The 13165-nt window shown below is 49.7% G+C and carries 12 protein-coding genes and 6 tRNA genes; 8 read left to right on the forward strand and 10 right to left on the reverse strand.

Annotated features, from left to right (window positions below; all coding sequences use genetic code 11):
* Positions 1–49: 49 nt before the first annotated feature.
* Genes rseC through rpoE form a run of 4 tightly spaced genes read right to left on the reverse strand, consistent with a single transcriptional unit; the run spans position 50 to position 2743 of the window.
* On the reverse strand, positions 50–502 hold the full coding sequence (rseC, locus tag A0G03_RS17980) for a SoxR-reducing system protein RseC (RefSeq protein WP_048261561.1): 453 nt from the start codon (positions 500–502) through the stop codon (positions 50–52).
* On the reverse strand, positions 499–1461 hold the full coding sequence (gene rseB, locus A0G03_RS17985; protein ID WP_048261562.1) for a sigma-E factor regulatory protein RseB: 963 nt from the start codon (positions 1459–1461) through the stop codon (positions 499–501). The genes rseC and rseB overlap by 4 nt, the downstream gene beginning before the upstream one ends.
* A complete protein-coding gene (gene rseA, locus A0G03_RS17990) occupies positions 1461–2108 on the reverse strand; it encodes an anti-sigma-E factor RseA (RefSeq protein WP_048261564.1) in 648 nt (215 codons plus the stop codon). The genes rseB and rseA overlap by 1 nt, the downstream gene beginning before the upstream one ends.
* 59 nt (positions 2109–2167) lie before the next feature.
* Entirely contained in the window at positions 2168–2743 is a 576-nt protein-coding gene (rpoE, locus tag A0G03_RS17995) for an RNA polymerase sigma factor RpoE (RefSeq protein ID WP_005973561.1), read from the reverse strand.
* A gap of 392 nt (positions 2744–3135) precedes the next feature.
* On the opposite strand from rpoE, the gene nadB reads away from it, so the two are divergent.
* The gene (nadB, locus tag A0G03_RS18000; protein WP_048261566.1) at positions 3136–4737 is read left to right on the forward strand and encodes an L-aspartate oxidase; all 1602 of its coding nucleotides are present in this window, start codon (positions 3136–3138) and stop codon (positions 4735–4737) included.
* A 70-nt stretch (positions 4738–4807) separates the two neighbouring features.
* Here nadB and trmN read toward each other — a convergent pair whose 3' ends face one another.
* Positions 4808–5554 (reverse strand): tRNA(1)(Val) (adenine(37)-N(6))-methyltransferase TrmN, encoded by a 747-nt coding sequence (trmN, locus tag A0G03_RS18005; RefSeq protein ID WP_048261567.1) that lies wholly within the window; start codon positions 5552–5554, stop codon positions 4808–4810.
* Between the two features lie 134 nt (positions 5555–5688).
* Here trmN and srmB point away from each other — a divergent pair, with 134 nt between their 5' ends.
* Positions 5689–7014, forward strand: a complete 1326-nt coding sequence (gene srmB, locus A0G03_RS18010) for an ATP-dependent RNA helicase SrmB (protein ID WP_048261569.1) — start codon at positions 5689–5691, stop codon at positions 7012–7014.
* Positions 7015–7086: 72 nt separating this feature from the next.
* Here srmB and grcA read toward each other — a convergent pair whose 3' ends face one another.
* Positions 7087–7470, reverse strand: coding sequence for an autonomous glycyl radical cofactor GrcA (grcA, locus tag A0G03_RS18015; protein ID WP_005973551.1), 384 nt, complete (start codon positions 7468–7470; stop codon positions 7087–7089).
* Positions 7471–7862: 392 nt separating this feature from the next.
* Between grcA and ung the strand changes: the two genes are divergently transcribed.
* The gene (gene ung, locus A0G03_RS18020) at positions 7863–8549 is read left to right on the forward strand and encodes a uracil-DNA glycosylase (protein ID WP_048261571.1); all 687 of its coding nucleotides are present in this window, start codon (positions 7863–7865) and stop codon (positions 8547–8549) included.
* Positions 8550–8728: 179 nt separating this feature from the next.
* On the opposite strand, the gene A0G03_RS18025 is transcribed toward ung, so the two are convergent.
* Both A0G03_RS18025 and A0G03_RS18030 read right to left on the reverse strand, forming a co-directional pair.
* A tRNA-Ala gene (locus A0G03_RS18025) sits at positions 8729–8804 on the reverse strand.
* A gap of 47 nt (positions 8805–8851) precedes the next feature.
* Positions 8852–8927 (reverse strand) — tRNA-Ala (locus A0G03_RS18030).
* 265 nt (positions 8928–9192) lie between these two features.
* Here A0G03_RS18030 and A0G03_RS18035 point away from each other — a divergent pair.
* Entirely contained in the window at positions 9193–10062 is an 870-nt protein-coding gene (locus tag A0G03_RS18035; protein WP_241771510.1) for an alpha/beta hydrolase, read from the forward strand.
* Between the two features lie 73 nt (positions 10063–10135).
* Here the strand turns inward: A0G03_RS18035 and gltX are convergent, their stop codons facing one another.
* Positions 10136–11551, reverse strand: coding sequence for a glutamate--tRNA ligase (gltX, locus tag A0G03_RS18040; RefSeq protein WP_048261575.1), 1416 nt, complete (start codon positions 11549–11551; stop codon positions 10136–10138).
* Between the two features lie 291 nt (positions 11552–11842).
* On the opposite strand from gltX, the gene A0G03_RS18045 reads away from it, so the two are divergent.
* From A0G03_RS18045 to A0G03_RS18060, 4 genes are all read left to right on the forward strand, one after another.
* Positions 11843–11918 (forward strand) — tRNA-Val (locus A0G03_RS18045).
* A gap of 57 nt (positions 11919–11975) precedes the next feature.
* Positions 11976–12051, forward strand: a tRNA-Val gene (locus tag A0G03_RS18050).
* 66 nt (positions 12052–12117) lie between these two features.
* Positions 12118–12193 (forward strand) — tRNA-Val (locus tag A0G03_RS18055).
* A 7-nt stretch (positions 12194–12200) separates the two neighbouring features.
* A tRNA-Lys gene (locus A0G03_RS18060) sits at positions 12201–12276 on the forward strand.
* Between the two features lie 32 nt (positions 12277–12308).
* On the opposite strand, the gene A0G03_RS18065 is transcribed toward A0G03_RS18060, so the two are convergent.
* A complete protein-coding gene (locus A0G03_RS18065) occupies positions 12309–13133 on the reverse strand; it encodes an oxidoreductase (RefSeq protein ID WP_048261577.1) in 825 nt (274 codons plus the stop codon).
* Between the last annotated feature and the right edge of the window lie 32 nt (positions 13134–13165).

Below are 13165 nucleotides of genomic sequence, written 5' to 3' on the forward strand. Positions count from 1 at the left end.
ACTGAACGCTGTCTCCGCATCGCACGCCGTTTATGCTCAGGCGCACAGGTCAATTTTGTAAGAGCGTGCCAGGCAACGCAATTTGCAGGATAACAGGCTCATAACGCTTATTCTTACCTAACCGTTTTGCCCATCGCTTCACGCCGATAAACGCGAATCCACCGCCCAACAACGCACCGATAACAGCAGCCAAGTCGGTACCGAATAGCGTTTGGAATACCGCAGCACCAAACAACAGTCCCACCAGCGGAACGAAGTAAACCAGAGCGGCAGAAAGTAGTAATCGCCCCTCGGAAATTCCCAGCTCTACTTTTTGCCCGACCTCTAAAGGTCGATCGTAAGGGACATACAGCGTATTTTCAGCGGAAAGCCCGAGCTGACTTAACAACCCCGTTCCACACGACGAGCGAGATTTACAGGTGCCACATCCCGCACTCGGTTCACACCGCAGTTCTGCGATGCCATCCTGCCATGATACAACCGTTGCCCACTCTTTGATCATGGCTGCACCTTCAACACGATACTGTCAGCCACGCGTTTAGCCGTAGAAGGCGGAATATCACCGACAACGGTAATCTCGCGATTTCCCCGCATGACGGTATGAATAGCACGTCGCCCCGTGAGCAGAGACTGTTCCTCGCTCACGTCAGAAGACGGGCTAATGTTAATCGAGAAACTGAACAAACCATCGCTGTACAGCCGTGTTTCAATCGGAACAGATGATCCAGGCAATACTTTCTTATTGTGCGAAAGTGCTTTCATCCCTGTAGGCAGCCATTCTGGTTCCCAGGTAAAATCACCTTTTTCTGCAGCAGGCGTCGGTAAAACAGGAGGTAGTTTGATCCCTTCCAGCGGACGCATCACGCTAACCACATCATCGTCAACAATCAGCGATGTCGTTAAGAATTGCTCCAACCGCTTGTCGCCATTGCGATCCTGTAAATCAATCCGCAGGGGAAGTTTCGATTCCGCATCGATCCAGACCATGTAGCTGTAGCGTGTACCATCGCGTGAAATAACCCGAACCCCTGACGCCAGACGATCGGCAATACGCACCCTTCCGTCGGCGGGAATAAAGTCATAATAAGGCGATAACTTCTGGAAATCAGCGAAAACCAGAGAAGGGAGAGAATCGACAATATGATCGCTGGCGAGCGTAAACGGCTCAAAACCCGGATCGAAATAGCTAACTTCATTGCCACGCTGCACGATTTCGCGTCGCGGCCCGTCCATAAACAGCAATTGAGCCAAGGAGCGATTGTTGACTATGGCATGGCGATATCGTACCGACTCAAATCCTTGCGGGGTGATGTTGATGAATGAAATTTCGTAATTCAGAGAACGAACGGCGCTATTCATCTGCTGCAGCAACACACCCGGCTCAACATTCTGAGCCGGGGCGAACGTAGAATAAAACAGACTGCCAATCAGAAAACAGGCGGCGAACCAAACACGCTTCATTACCGAGACTGTGTTCCTAATGATTGAGTGCCGGGAACTTGAATTGCCGCTTGCTGATCGTCCTGCGGCAGAGCGTGTTCGGCATGCAGCCGACGCTGTAATTCGTAGTCCTGCAAAATGGCGTTAAGGCGGTTACGCTGCATATCAGATTTCTGTTGGCCGCTATGAGGGGCAATATTTTCTGACGGCACGCCCAAGCTCACTGGGGAAGCCGTGCCCATAGCAGGCAAGGTACTGAACACACCAGATTCGACAACATGCTCGGGTGCATTACCCTGCTGGTAATTTTGTACGCCGACGATCACCGCTAAAGATACGCAGGCAGCGACACCGATTTGTGTCAGTTGGCTACCCCACGGACGGATTTTGTGCCAGAAAGGCATCTTCGTCCACTCGACAGGTTGTGGCTGAGATTCAGGCTGCGCTTGGGGAACCAGACGCACAGGTTCCTTTTCAATTGCAGCAGCAACACGAGAAGCGATGTCCAGATGAATCACGTTTTCACTGACATCACCACGCAACGTATCACGAATTAGATGATAACTTTGCCAACTTTGCTGCAACGCGTCATCGCGTGACAGTGCGCCTAACAGTTCGGAATCTACTGCTTCGCCATCCATTAAAGCGGAAAGTTTCTCTTTCTGCATACCGACACCCTTACCTTGTCAAATCCATCATTAGTCATGCGGATAGCTGAAAACGCTCGCTAGCGCTGAATAAGCGGTTGTACTTTATTATCAATAGCTTCCCGCGCCCGGAAAATACGAGAACGAACAGTGCCGACGGGACAATCCATAATCACGGCAATCTCTTCGTAGCTTAAACCGTCCAACTCACGCAGCGTAATCGCTAAACGTAAATCCTCCGGCAAAGACTCGATAGTTCGGAAAACTATGCTTCGTAATTCCTCTGACAACATTAAATTCTCAGGGTTCGATATTTCTTTCAGTGCGCCCGCATTTTCATAGTTTTCCGCGTCATTGGCATCAATGTCGCTGGAAGGCGGGCGGCGACCCTGAGCTACCAGATAATTCTTGGCCGTATTCACTGCAATACGATACAGCCACGTATAAAATGCACTATCGCCACGGAATGATTCCAACGCGCGATACGCTTTAATAAACGATTCCTGTACCACGTCCGGCACGTCCCCTTGTGGAACATACCGCGATACCAGACTCGCTACCTTATGCTGATAACGAACGACCAACAAGTTAAACGATTTTTGATCGCCTTTTTGGACTCGCTCGACCAGAACCTGATCTGCCAGTTGCTCGCTCATCCGAGGTAATCTCTACTCAAACCGTTCTCCACACATAAAATAATACTGCCAGCTATATAAGTCATATTTAGAGCAAGCTCCTCATTAGAACCAAGACATTCAATAAAGTTCCGGGTCATTATTTTTCTTTTACTTAGCGCCGTTACTCGTCTTTGCGATGCGTATCATGACGCATTCTCTTCATTACACATTGTCTTCAGCAAAAAATTGTCTTCATCTGAGGCTTCTACGCTCTTGCGAGATGATACGATAAATCCAAGGTATTCGCACGATTCACCATGCTCCACCACTCGCTTATTCTTTATAGTGTAAGGGGCTAAAAACCCATACTGCAATCAACCGTTGGGTGCTACCATCGGAATTCCTCTTCTTTTCGTATCCACGACACGACCATGCAAACGACCACTGAACACGTCTGTGATGTTTTAATCATTGGCAGCGGTGCTGCCGGGCTTTCACTGGCGCTGCGTCTGGCTTCACAGGCCAACGTGACGGTACTAAGCAAAGGCCCACTCAACGAAGGCGCGACGTTTTATGCTCAAGGTGGAATCGCAGCCGTTTTCGATGAAACCGACACGATTGATTCTCATATCGAAGATACTCTGATCGCTGGCGATGGCCTGTGTGAACGGGAAGCCGTTGAATTCATCGCCAGTAATGCCAAACACTGCGTGCAATGGCTGATCGAACAAGGCGTGCTATTCGATACCGAAACTAGCACCAGCGGTGAAGAGCGCTATCATCTCACGCGCGAAGGTGGGCATAGTCACCGTCGGATTCTGCACGCAGCGGATGCAACCGGAAAAGAAGTGGAAAATACGCTGGTGCAGAAAGCGTTATCCCATCCGAATATTCGGATTATGGAACGCTGTAATGCTGTAGATTTAATTACCTCCAATAAGCTCGGCTTGCCTGGCACACGCCGCATTATTGGTGCTTATATATGGAACCGTGAACGGGAACGCGTAGAATCCTGCCGGGCGAAAACGGTAGTTTTAGCGACCGGTGGCGCATCCAAAGTTTATCAATACACCACGAATCCTGATATTTCCTCCGGCGACGGTATCGCTATGGCGTGGCGTGCGGGTTGTCGCGTAGCAAATCTGGAATTCAATCAATTTCACCCGACCTGCCTGTTCCATCCGCAGGCGCGAAATTTCCTGCTAACGGAAGCGTTACGCGGTGAAGGCGCATACCTCAAGCGCCCCGACGGCTCCCGCTTTATGCCCGATTTCGATGCAAGGGGCGAGTTGGCTCCGCGTGATGTAGTCGCCCGAGCGATTGACCATGAGATGAAACGGCTTGGTGCAGACTGCATGTACCTAGACATCAGCCACAAACCCGAAGCGTTCATCAAACAGCACTTCCCCACCATCGATGAAAAATTACAGTCTCTTGGCATTGATCTGACACGAGAAGCGATACCGATCGTACCAGCAGCGCACTATACCTGCGGTGGCGTGATGGTCGACCAACATGGGCGTACCGATCTTGACGGCCTGTATGCGATTGGCGAAGTCAGCTATACCGGATTACACGGCGCAAACCGCATGGCATCTAATTCACTGCTGGAATGTCTGGTTTATGGCTGGTCAGCCGCTGAGGATATTTTGCAGCGCTTACCGCAAATCAAAGCGGTGAAAAAATTGCCGGATTGGGATGAAAGTCAGGTAGACAACTCCGACGAACAGGTGGTGATCCAGCATAACTGGCATGAGCTGCGTCTGTTTATGTGGGATTACGTTGGGATCGTGCGGACCACCAAGCGATTGGAGCGGGCACAACGTCGTATCCATCTGCTTCAGCAGGAGATCAATGAGTACTACTCTCACTTCCGTATTTCCAATAATTTGCTGGAGCTACGTAATCTGGTGCAGGTAGCCGAACTCATCGTTCGCTGTGCGTTGGAAAGGAAAGAAAGCCGCGGGCTGCATTATACGCTGGACTATCCAGAAAAGTTCGAGGCACCGACACCAACGATTCTGGTGCCATAATGCATAAAAATCGTAGTTAACAAAAATCATAGTTCAGAAAAGGCAGACGCGGCTACAAGGCGTCTGCCACCTACATGAAAAGATAAAAATCTTTTGTGAGTTGCTGGAAATCCGTCGAATAACGTCTTTCTGCATCACGGATTGCCAACGAGGAATTCACACACTCACTTTCCTGACGAGACAGCGCCAGTAAAACGCGATGCGCCGGCCTTTCTTCCTGTTCAGATATGCAAAGCTGGTGCTGAACGTGCCACTGATGTTGCTGAGCCAGCGGAATAAAGTGCTCCGCAACCTGAACAGGCAGCACCACGCAAAAAAGCCCTTCGGGCATCAGTAGTTGATGAGCACAGCGCAGCAGCACGTCATGGGTTAACAAAGTGGTGTAGCGCGCCTGTTCACGCTGGGCTGAACCACATGCGATTCCCGGCGAGAAATAAGGTGGATTACTTATAATCAACGAATAGTCAGCGGATCGCGTCGCGGCGAAACGCACGATATCCTCAGCATAAACCGTTATTCTTTCCGCCCATGGAGAGGCGGCAACGTTTTCTCTCGCCTGCTGACTGGTGGCACTATCCAGCTCGACCGCATCAATCCGAATATGTGGCTCGGAACGTTGTGCCAGCATCAACGCGAGGAGGCCAGAACCACTGCCGATATCCAGAATCCGCGTAGCTGAGGACACCGGCACCCAGGCTCCTAGCAAAATACCATCGGTTCCAACCTTCATTGCACAGCGATCGTGCGCCACAAAGAATTGCTTGAAGGTAAATCCATCCCGACGCAATGTCAGTTTATTATCAGCCTGATGACTCATGAAAATAAGATTCCAAACGCAAACCGCAGTAGCATAGGCGAAACATCAATGCAGGAAAAGTGCCGATATCTGCTTAAACAGGTGAAGAAACCGGCCAATCCGTCTATAATCGGCGCCCCAAATAGAGGTAGACCATGACTGTAACCAATTTTTCCGAGCTCGATCTTGATGAAAGCCTGTTAGACGCCCTGCGTGATATGGGTTATGAACGTCCGACTGCGATTCAAGCCGAGGCAATCCCTCCGGCGATGGAAGGCCGTGACGTACTGGGCTCCGCGCCAACAGGAACAGGTAAAACCGCCGCCTATCTGCTGCCGGTTTTGCAGCATCTTATCGATTTCCCTCGTAAAAAATCAGGTCCACCTCGTATTCTGATCCTCACGCCAACCCGTGAACTCGCTATGCAGGTTGCCGATCAGGCGCGAGCATTCGCGGCACATACGCATCTGGATATCGCCACTATCACTGGCGGCGTGGCGTATATGAACCATGCAGAAGTGTTCAGTGAAAATCAGGATGTCGTCGTCGCGACGACTGGCCGTCTGATGCAATACATCAAAGAAGAAAACTTCGATTGCCGCGCGGTAGAAACGCTGATTCTGGACGAAGCGGACAGAATGCTGGATATGGGCTTTGCCCAAGATATTGAACACATCGCCGGAGAAACCCGCTGGCGTAAGCAAACGCTGCTGTTTTCTGCGACGCTGGAAGGGGATGCGATCAAGGATTTCGCCGAGCGTCTGCTCAACGAACCGGTTGAAATCGAGTCCGATCCATCGCGTCGGGAACGTAAAAAAATTCTGCAATGGTATTACCGTGCCGACGATCTCAAACACAAAACGACCCTGCTCTGCCATCAGTTAAAACAGCCAGATGTTACGCGTTCTATCATCTTTGTACGCAAGCGTGAGCGGGTGCATGAGCTCGTATCCTGGCTGCATGAAGCGGGCATTAACTCATGCTATCTCGAAGGCGAAATGGTGCAGGCCAAGCGCAACGAGGCGATCAAACGCATGAGCGATGGTCGGGTTAACGTACTGGTGGCAACAGATATCGCAGCGCGCGGCATCGATATTGACGATGTCAGCCACGTATTTAACTTCGACTTGCCGCGTACAGCAGATACTTACCTTCACCGTATCGGCCGCACCGGCCGTGCGGGTCGCAAAGGCTGTGCCATCTCTTTCGTTGAAGCGCACGATCACCTGCTGCTGGGAAAAATCAGCCGCTACCTGAATGAGCCGCTAAAAGCGCGCGTCATTGAGGAACTTCGCCCAGAGACCAAAGCGCCAAGCGCCAAAACGACGGGCAAACCGTCGAAAAAAGTGCTCGCCAAGCGGAAAGAGAAAAAAGAGAAGGAAAAAGAAAAAGTTAAAGTGAAGGTTCGCGATCGCGACAGTAAAAATGTTGGTAAGCGTCGTCAACCAACAAAGAAAACTGACGAACCGTCTGCTGAATAAAACAGTCGATGTTTTATATAGATGTAAAAAAGGGAGCTTCGGCTCCCTTTCTGTTAAAGCTTAAGTAACAACTTACAGGCTTGCGGTAAAAGTACGAGCGATAACGTCGCGCTGCTGTTCCGGCGTCAGTGAGTTGAAACGAACAGCATAGCCAGATACGCGGATGGTCAACTGAGGATAGTTTTCCGGATGCTTAACGGCATCTTCCAGCGTCTCACGGCGCAGAACGTTTACGTTCAGGTGTTGACCACCTTCCACACGCACTTCAGGTTTGATTTCCAGCGGGATTTCACGATACTCGATCTGACCCAGATCGCTCACCGGAACGATTTGATCTTCGCTATAACCAGATTTAGCACATACGCAACGCGCCTGTGATTTTTCTTCATCCAGCAACCAGAAGGAATTGATCAGAGCGCTGTCGTTAGCCTTGGTGATTTGAATACCAGTAACCATAATTGCCTCCGTAAAACGGCGTGTTATTGTCTTAGTTAAAAACCGACATCGTTAAAAACTAGCTTAGTAAAAATCGCTATAGGCAAAAAACTGCCAGATTTCATAACGATCGTATAAAACTATGTTTCTCTGCTCTCTTATATACCAGCCTGATAACCAGATATCTTTGACTTAAATCAATTTTAAAACCCACCAACTTAGTGGCACGCAAGCAATATATTGTTTTATATCAATTTTACCAACACATCGAATTGCAAATATTTTTATAAATTTTCAATTTTTTTTCAAGAAAAGTCCCTTTCATCCCGACAATTGCGGTTACGGTTTTACCTCGGCACGATAGATCGGTAAGCTACCTACAACACCATTTAACCTGTAAAAAAGAGTGCATGATGGCGACCTCTCTCACCTGGCATGACGTGCTGGCACAAGAAAAGCAGCAGCCTTACTTCATCAATACCCTTGAATTCATAGGGAAAGAACGGGCTGCTGGTAAGACGATTTATCCCCCGCAGAAGGATGTTTTTAACGCGTTCCGCTTTACCGAACTGCATCAGGTCAAAGTCGTCATTTTGGGGCAAGATCCTTATCACGGCCCAAATCAAGCTCACGGACTGTCATTTTCTGTACGTCCGGGCGTCCCCGCTCCGCCTTCTTTGGGTAATATTTATAAAGAACTGGCGAACGACATCCCTGGATTTGAAATTCCACGACACGGTTTTCTGCAAAGCTGGGCGGAGCAAGGCGTTTTACTGCTAAACACGGTATTAACAGTTGAAGCTGGGCAAGCGCACTCACATGCCAATCTGGGCTGGGAAACCTTTACTGACCGCGTCATTGCTGCATTAAATGAACAGCGGGAAGGCTTGATTTTTCTCTTGTGGGGTTCGCATGCACAGAAAAAAGGCAATATCATTGACCAACAGCGTCACCATATTCTGAAATCACCGCACCCATCCCCACTGTCTGCACACCGTGGATTTCTGGGCTGTAAGCATTTTTCGCAAGCCAATCAGCTTCTGGAACAGCAAGGATTATCGCCAATAGATTGGACGCCAAGGCTTCCGGAAGAGGTCTAAGCGGTAGCGGTTTGGTTGCTTTCAAAGAATGGGAGCAGCCGACTATCCTTTACAAAGAACTGCTTATAAAAGAATCGTTAACAAGAAGCTACTTACACGTGTATTAAGCAAATGAAAAACGCTGATTGAATACGGATAAATCGAGAAAAAAGAGATAAATAGGAAGTAACGCGATGATTTGGTGGAGCTAAGCGGGATCGAACCGCTGACCTCTTGCATGCCATGCAAGCGCTCTCCCAGCTGAGCTATAGCCCCACAACGAGTGGAATGTTCGTGATAACTAACCAAACAGAGGGAGTGTTTGGTGGAGCTAAGCGGGATCGAACCGCTGACCTCTTGCATGCCATGCAAGCGCTCTCCCAGCTGAGCTATAGCCCCGTATCTTACAGCATTACCGTAAAGGCAAGTACTGTGCGAACGCGTCGCATAATATGAAACCCAATTAGCAGTGTCAACGGCTAAATCCGGTTATCCGATCAACCGCTGAAAAAGACGCCAAAGGTAAGAAAAAACAGGCGGCAATTTCAGTGTCATCTCATCATAAACACAATAAAAAGCTGCCAACGATAACGCGATTTATTATCATCGTTCTACGTTACGCTTTTGTCTTCTATTAAGCACCCAGCACATGCGCTATTTTCCTATGATTGTATTTTCTCTGATGATATCTACATCTTGCATGCTGCCCGTTCGGGCTGAGCCAACCATTCCTCATATTACCGAACAAGCAAAAGCTCAATTTGAGATCAGGCACGTTGAGATGCAAAGCGGTGCACAACATTCCTATCGGCTTTTCATCGCGCTTCCCCGCCAACCCGCACCAGAAGGCGGCTATCCGGTGCTGTACATGCTGGATGGCAATGCTCAGTTTCCTGTAGCCATAAACAGCTACAACGCGAAGAATGGCGCAGCACCGCTGATTGTCGCTATCGGTTATCCGATCGATAAGCCTTACGATGTTCCCGCCAGAACGCGAGACTACACGCCACCAACCACACTCACCGATCCAGATTTTGCCACAGGCGGTGAAGCCGAGGCGTTTTATCAGTTCCTGCAATCCACCGTAAAACCCTGGGTTGAAAAAAATTATGCCGTTAATAAACAAAAACAAACACTTGCTGGACACTCTTTCGGTGGTCTGTTTACGCTCTATACGCTTTTTAACCACACCGAATCTTTCCAGCGCTATGTTGCTGCAAGTCCGTCTATTTGGTGGGGCAATGGCGTTGTGGTTCCAACAAGAACGCCGCTGCTTGCTACACCGCCGCTGTCAATTACCGTCACAGCAGGGGCAAATGAAGATGAACCTGTCAAAACGCGGGCGGGTCAACCCGTTGATGAAAAACGGACAGAACGGCTCAGCCAGAGAAAAATGGTTGAAAGAGCAAAAACGCTGGCCACACAGCTCAATGAGCAAGGTACAAAAGCCGACTTTATTCTTTTCCCTGGAAAGGGACATGGTGACGTGATTCCCGATGCTATTGGTAAAGCGGTCGCTATAGCCGGTCAATAACCCTCATACCCTATAATAAAAAACCCCGGCATTTTGGCCGGGGTTCGTTTTGTATACATTCACATGATAGTGATTACTGCTGGGTTTCACGCTCGGCAATGAACGCCAACGCTTTATCAATACGCGCCAGCGAACGCTGTTGACCAACCGCGTGCACGGTAACATCAACACCCGGAGACTGACCTGCGCCTGTTACCGAAACGCGCAACGGCATACCGACTTTACCCATGCCCTGACCCAACTCGTCCGCCGTCCCCTGAATGGCGTGGTGGATGTTCTCTGCCGTCCAGCTAGTAATCGCTGCCAGTTTTTCACGTACCAGCTCAAGCGGCTGACGCGCAACCGGACGCAGATGTTTCTTCGCGGCATCGGCATCAAACTCAGCAAAATCTTCATAGAAATAACGGCAAGAGTCCGCGATTTCTTTCAACGTCTTACAACGTTCACCCAACAAGCCGACCAGTTCGCTCAACTGCGGGCCGGTGCGAGTATCAATTCCAGCTTGCTCAATATGCCATGACAAATGCGTCGCAACGTATTCAGCAGGCAGATGGTTAATATAGTGATGGTTCAGCCACTGCAGCTTCTCTGTATTAAAGGCGCTCGCCGATTTGTTGACGGCATCCAATGAGAACAGAGACTTCATCTCATCAATAGAGAAGATTTCCTGATCGCCTGATGACCAACCTAAACGCACCAGATAGTTCAGCAGTGCTTCTGGCAGATAGCCATCATCGCGGTATTGCATCACACCGACAGCGCCGTGACGTTTGGATAATTTCTTACCATCGTCACCCAGAATCATCGACACGTGCGCATACTCAGGTACTGGTGCGCCCAGCGCTTTCAGGATGTTGATCTGACGCGGCGTGTTGTTGATATGGTCTTCACCACGAATAACGTGCGTAATTTCCATATCCCAGTCATCGATAACGACACAGAAGTTGTAGGTCGGTGAACCGTCAGTTCGGCGGATAATCAGATCGTCGAGTTCCTGATTGCTGAATTCGATCGGCCCACGAATGCGGTCATTAAAGATGACTGAGCCTTCTTGTGGGTTAAGGAAACGGACAACGTGCGGTTCATTATCAGCATGATGCGCGTGAGAACCACGGCAGCAGCCGTCATAACGTGGCTTATCACCATTTTCCATCTGCTGCTCACGCAGCGCTTCCAGACGCTCTTTCGAACAGTAGCATTTATATGCCGTACCGTTTTCCAGCATCTGGTCAATAACGGCGTTGTAACGGTCAAAACGTTTAGTCTGGTAGTACGGGCCTTCATCCCAGTTCAGGCTCAGCCAGTTCATACCATCCATAATGGCATCAATCGCGTCCTGAGTTGAACGCTCCAGATCGGTATCTTCAATACGCAGCACAAACTCGCCGTCCTGATGACGGGCAAACAGCCAAGAGTACAGTGCGGTACGAGCGCCGCCAACGTGAAGATAGCCAGTAGGGCTAGGGGCGAAACGGGTTTTGATTTTCATTTGGGATTACAGCCTTATTACGCAACGGCTGTCGGCATAGACCGACATAAGCTCAGAGAACAAAAGTGGGCAACATTCTATCACTCTGCTTCGATTCCTCAACGCCGTAACATGCCGCACGCGCTTTTATTGTGGTTGAAGGAGCAAGATAGCTGACTGAATTGCACAAGGATACGGCGCTAACGGCGATAAATACGACGCCTTGCCTAATTTTGCAACGAACAATCATTTTAGTTTTAAAAAGCGTTGACTCATATTCAAGGATCCCTATAATGCGACTCCACACAGCGGGGGTGATTAGCTCAGCTGGGAGAGCACCTCCCTTACAAGGAGGGGGTCGGCGGTTCGATCCCGTCATCACCCACCACTCTTTACTGATTTAAGTAAGAGTTTCTCGCTGTGTAGAGTAAGAAGATTTGAGATTGGGTGATTAGCTCAGCTGGGAGAGCACCTCCCTTACAAGGAGGGGGTCGGCGGTTCGATCCCGTCATCACCCACCAATCTCTACCAGCTGGTCTTCTTATTAGAAGTTGAAGTAAGTATAGAAGTAAACGTAGTACAGAAGTGGGTGATTAGCTCAGCTGGGAGAGCACCTCCCTTACAAGGAGGGGGTCGGCGGTTCGATCCCGTCATCACCCACCACTTCTGCGGGTCGTTAGCTCAGTCGGTAGAGCAGTTGACTTTTAATCAATTGGTCGCAGGTTCGAATCCTGCACGACCCACCAATGTAAAAAGGCGCCCTAAAGGCGCCTTTTTGCTATCTGTCATTTACTACGTCGAGCTGAAGATTTTTTCGGATACCAGAATCCAACATACTCGGCGCAAATCGACGCAATAACGTCAGACGAGCCGCCGCCGTACCAGCCGTGTAGCGAATTTTCGGGTGTTTCGCTTGGGCCGCTTTCAGCACAACCTTGGCTACGACAATTGGGTCATCCGCATTTTCCATCGCCTGCTTCAACACTTTGTCTAATTCGCGCCGTACAAACGCATATTCATCCAGCATTGCATCCGGCTGCACATTGTTCGCTTCAAACTGCGTCTTCGTATATGCAGGTTCAACAACAGAAATCCGGATACCACGAGTGCGTAACTCATGATCCAGTGATTCTGAATAGCCTTCTACTGCATGCTTGCTGGCGACATAAAGTGCCGTGTAAGGCATCGGCACAACGCCCAGAATAGAACCGATATTGATGATACGACCAGCCCTCTGCTGACGCATGTGAGGCACGACAGCCTGAATCATCCGAACAACTCCCCAAAAATTGGTGTCAAAGATTGCCTGAGCCTGTTCAAGCGAGCTTTCTTCCGCACCTGCTGGGCTCAGCCCAAAGCCCGCGTTGTTCACCAACAGATCGATGCGCCCTTCCCGCCTGATTAGTTCACTCACCGCCTCTTTAACTGACTTATCGCTAGTCACATCCAACGGCAGCATTTCAAACCGCTGATTCCCTAACGATGCACCTCGCCTGCTGGTTCCGTATACGGTATAGCCCGCTAATGCCAGTTGCTCCGCGACAGCTTCCCCAATCCCCGATGAAGCGCCAGTAACCAGCGCAACAACTTTATCTAACGCCATAAAAAGCCCCTTATCTGTTAAACCTCAACAAT

The sequence above is a fragment of the Pectobacterium peruviense genome (assembly GCF_002847345.1).
Taxonomy (GTDB): Bacteria; Pseudomonadota; Gammaproteobacteria; order Enterobacterales; family Enterobacteriaceae; genus Pectobacterium; species Pectobacterium peruviense.

Bases quoted from the DNA above. Each gene is read 5' to 3' on its own strand.
- rpoE (WP_005973561.1), bottom strand. From the start codon at position 2,743: ATGAGCGAGCAACTGGCAGATCAGGTTCTGGTCGAGCGAGTCCAAAAA.
- rseA (WP_048261564.1), bottom strand. From the start codon at position 2,108: ATGCAGAAAGAGAAACTTTCCGCTTTAATGGATGGCGAAGCAGTAGAT.
- A0G03_RS18035 (WP_241771510.1), top strand. From the start codon at position 9,193: ATGATTGTATTTTCTCTGATGATATCTACATCTTGCATGCTGCCCGTT.
- nadB (WP_048261566.1), top strand. From the start codon at position 3,136: ATGCAAACGACCACTGAACACGTCTGTGATGTTTTAATCATTGGCAGC.
- ung (WP_048261571.1), top strand. From the start codon at position 7,863: ATGGCGACCTCTCTCACCTGGCATGACGTGCTGGCACAAGAAAAGCAG.
- rseC (WP_048261561.1), bottom strand. From the start codon at position 502: ATGATCAAAGAGTGGGCAACGGTTGTATCATGGCAGGATGGCATCGCA.
- rseB (WP_048261562.1), bottom strand. From the start codon at position 1,461: ATGAAGCGTGTTTGGTTCGCCGCCTGTTTTCTGATTGGCAGTCTGTTT.
- grcA (WP_005973551.1), bottom strand. From the start codon at position 7,470: ATGGTTACTGGTATTCAAATCACCAAGGCTAACGACAGCGCTCTGATC.
- srmB (WP_048261569.1), top strand. From the start codon at position 5,689: ATGACTGTAACCAATTTTTCCGAGCTCGATCTTGATGAAAGCCTGTTA.
- trmN (WP_048261567.1), bottom strand. From the start codon at position 5,554: ATGAGTCATCAGGCTGATAATAAACTGACATTGCGTCGGGATGGATTT.
- gltX (WP_048261575.1), bottom strand. From the start codon at position 11,551: ATGAAAATCAAAACCCGTTTCGCCCCTAGCCCTACTGGCTATCTTCAC.
- A0G03_RS18065 (WP_048261577.1), bottom strand. From the start codon at position 13,133: ATGGCGTTAGATAAAGTTGTTGCGCTGGTTACTGGCGCTTCATCGGGG.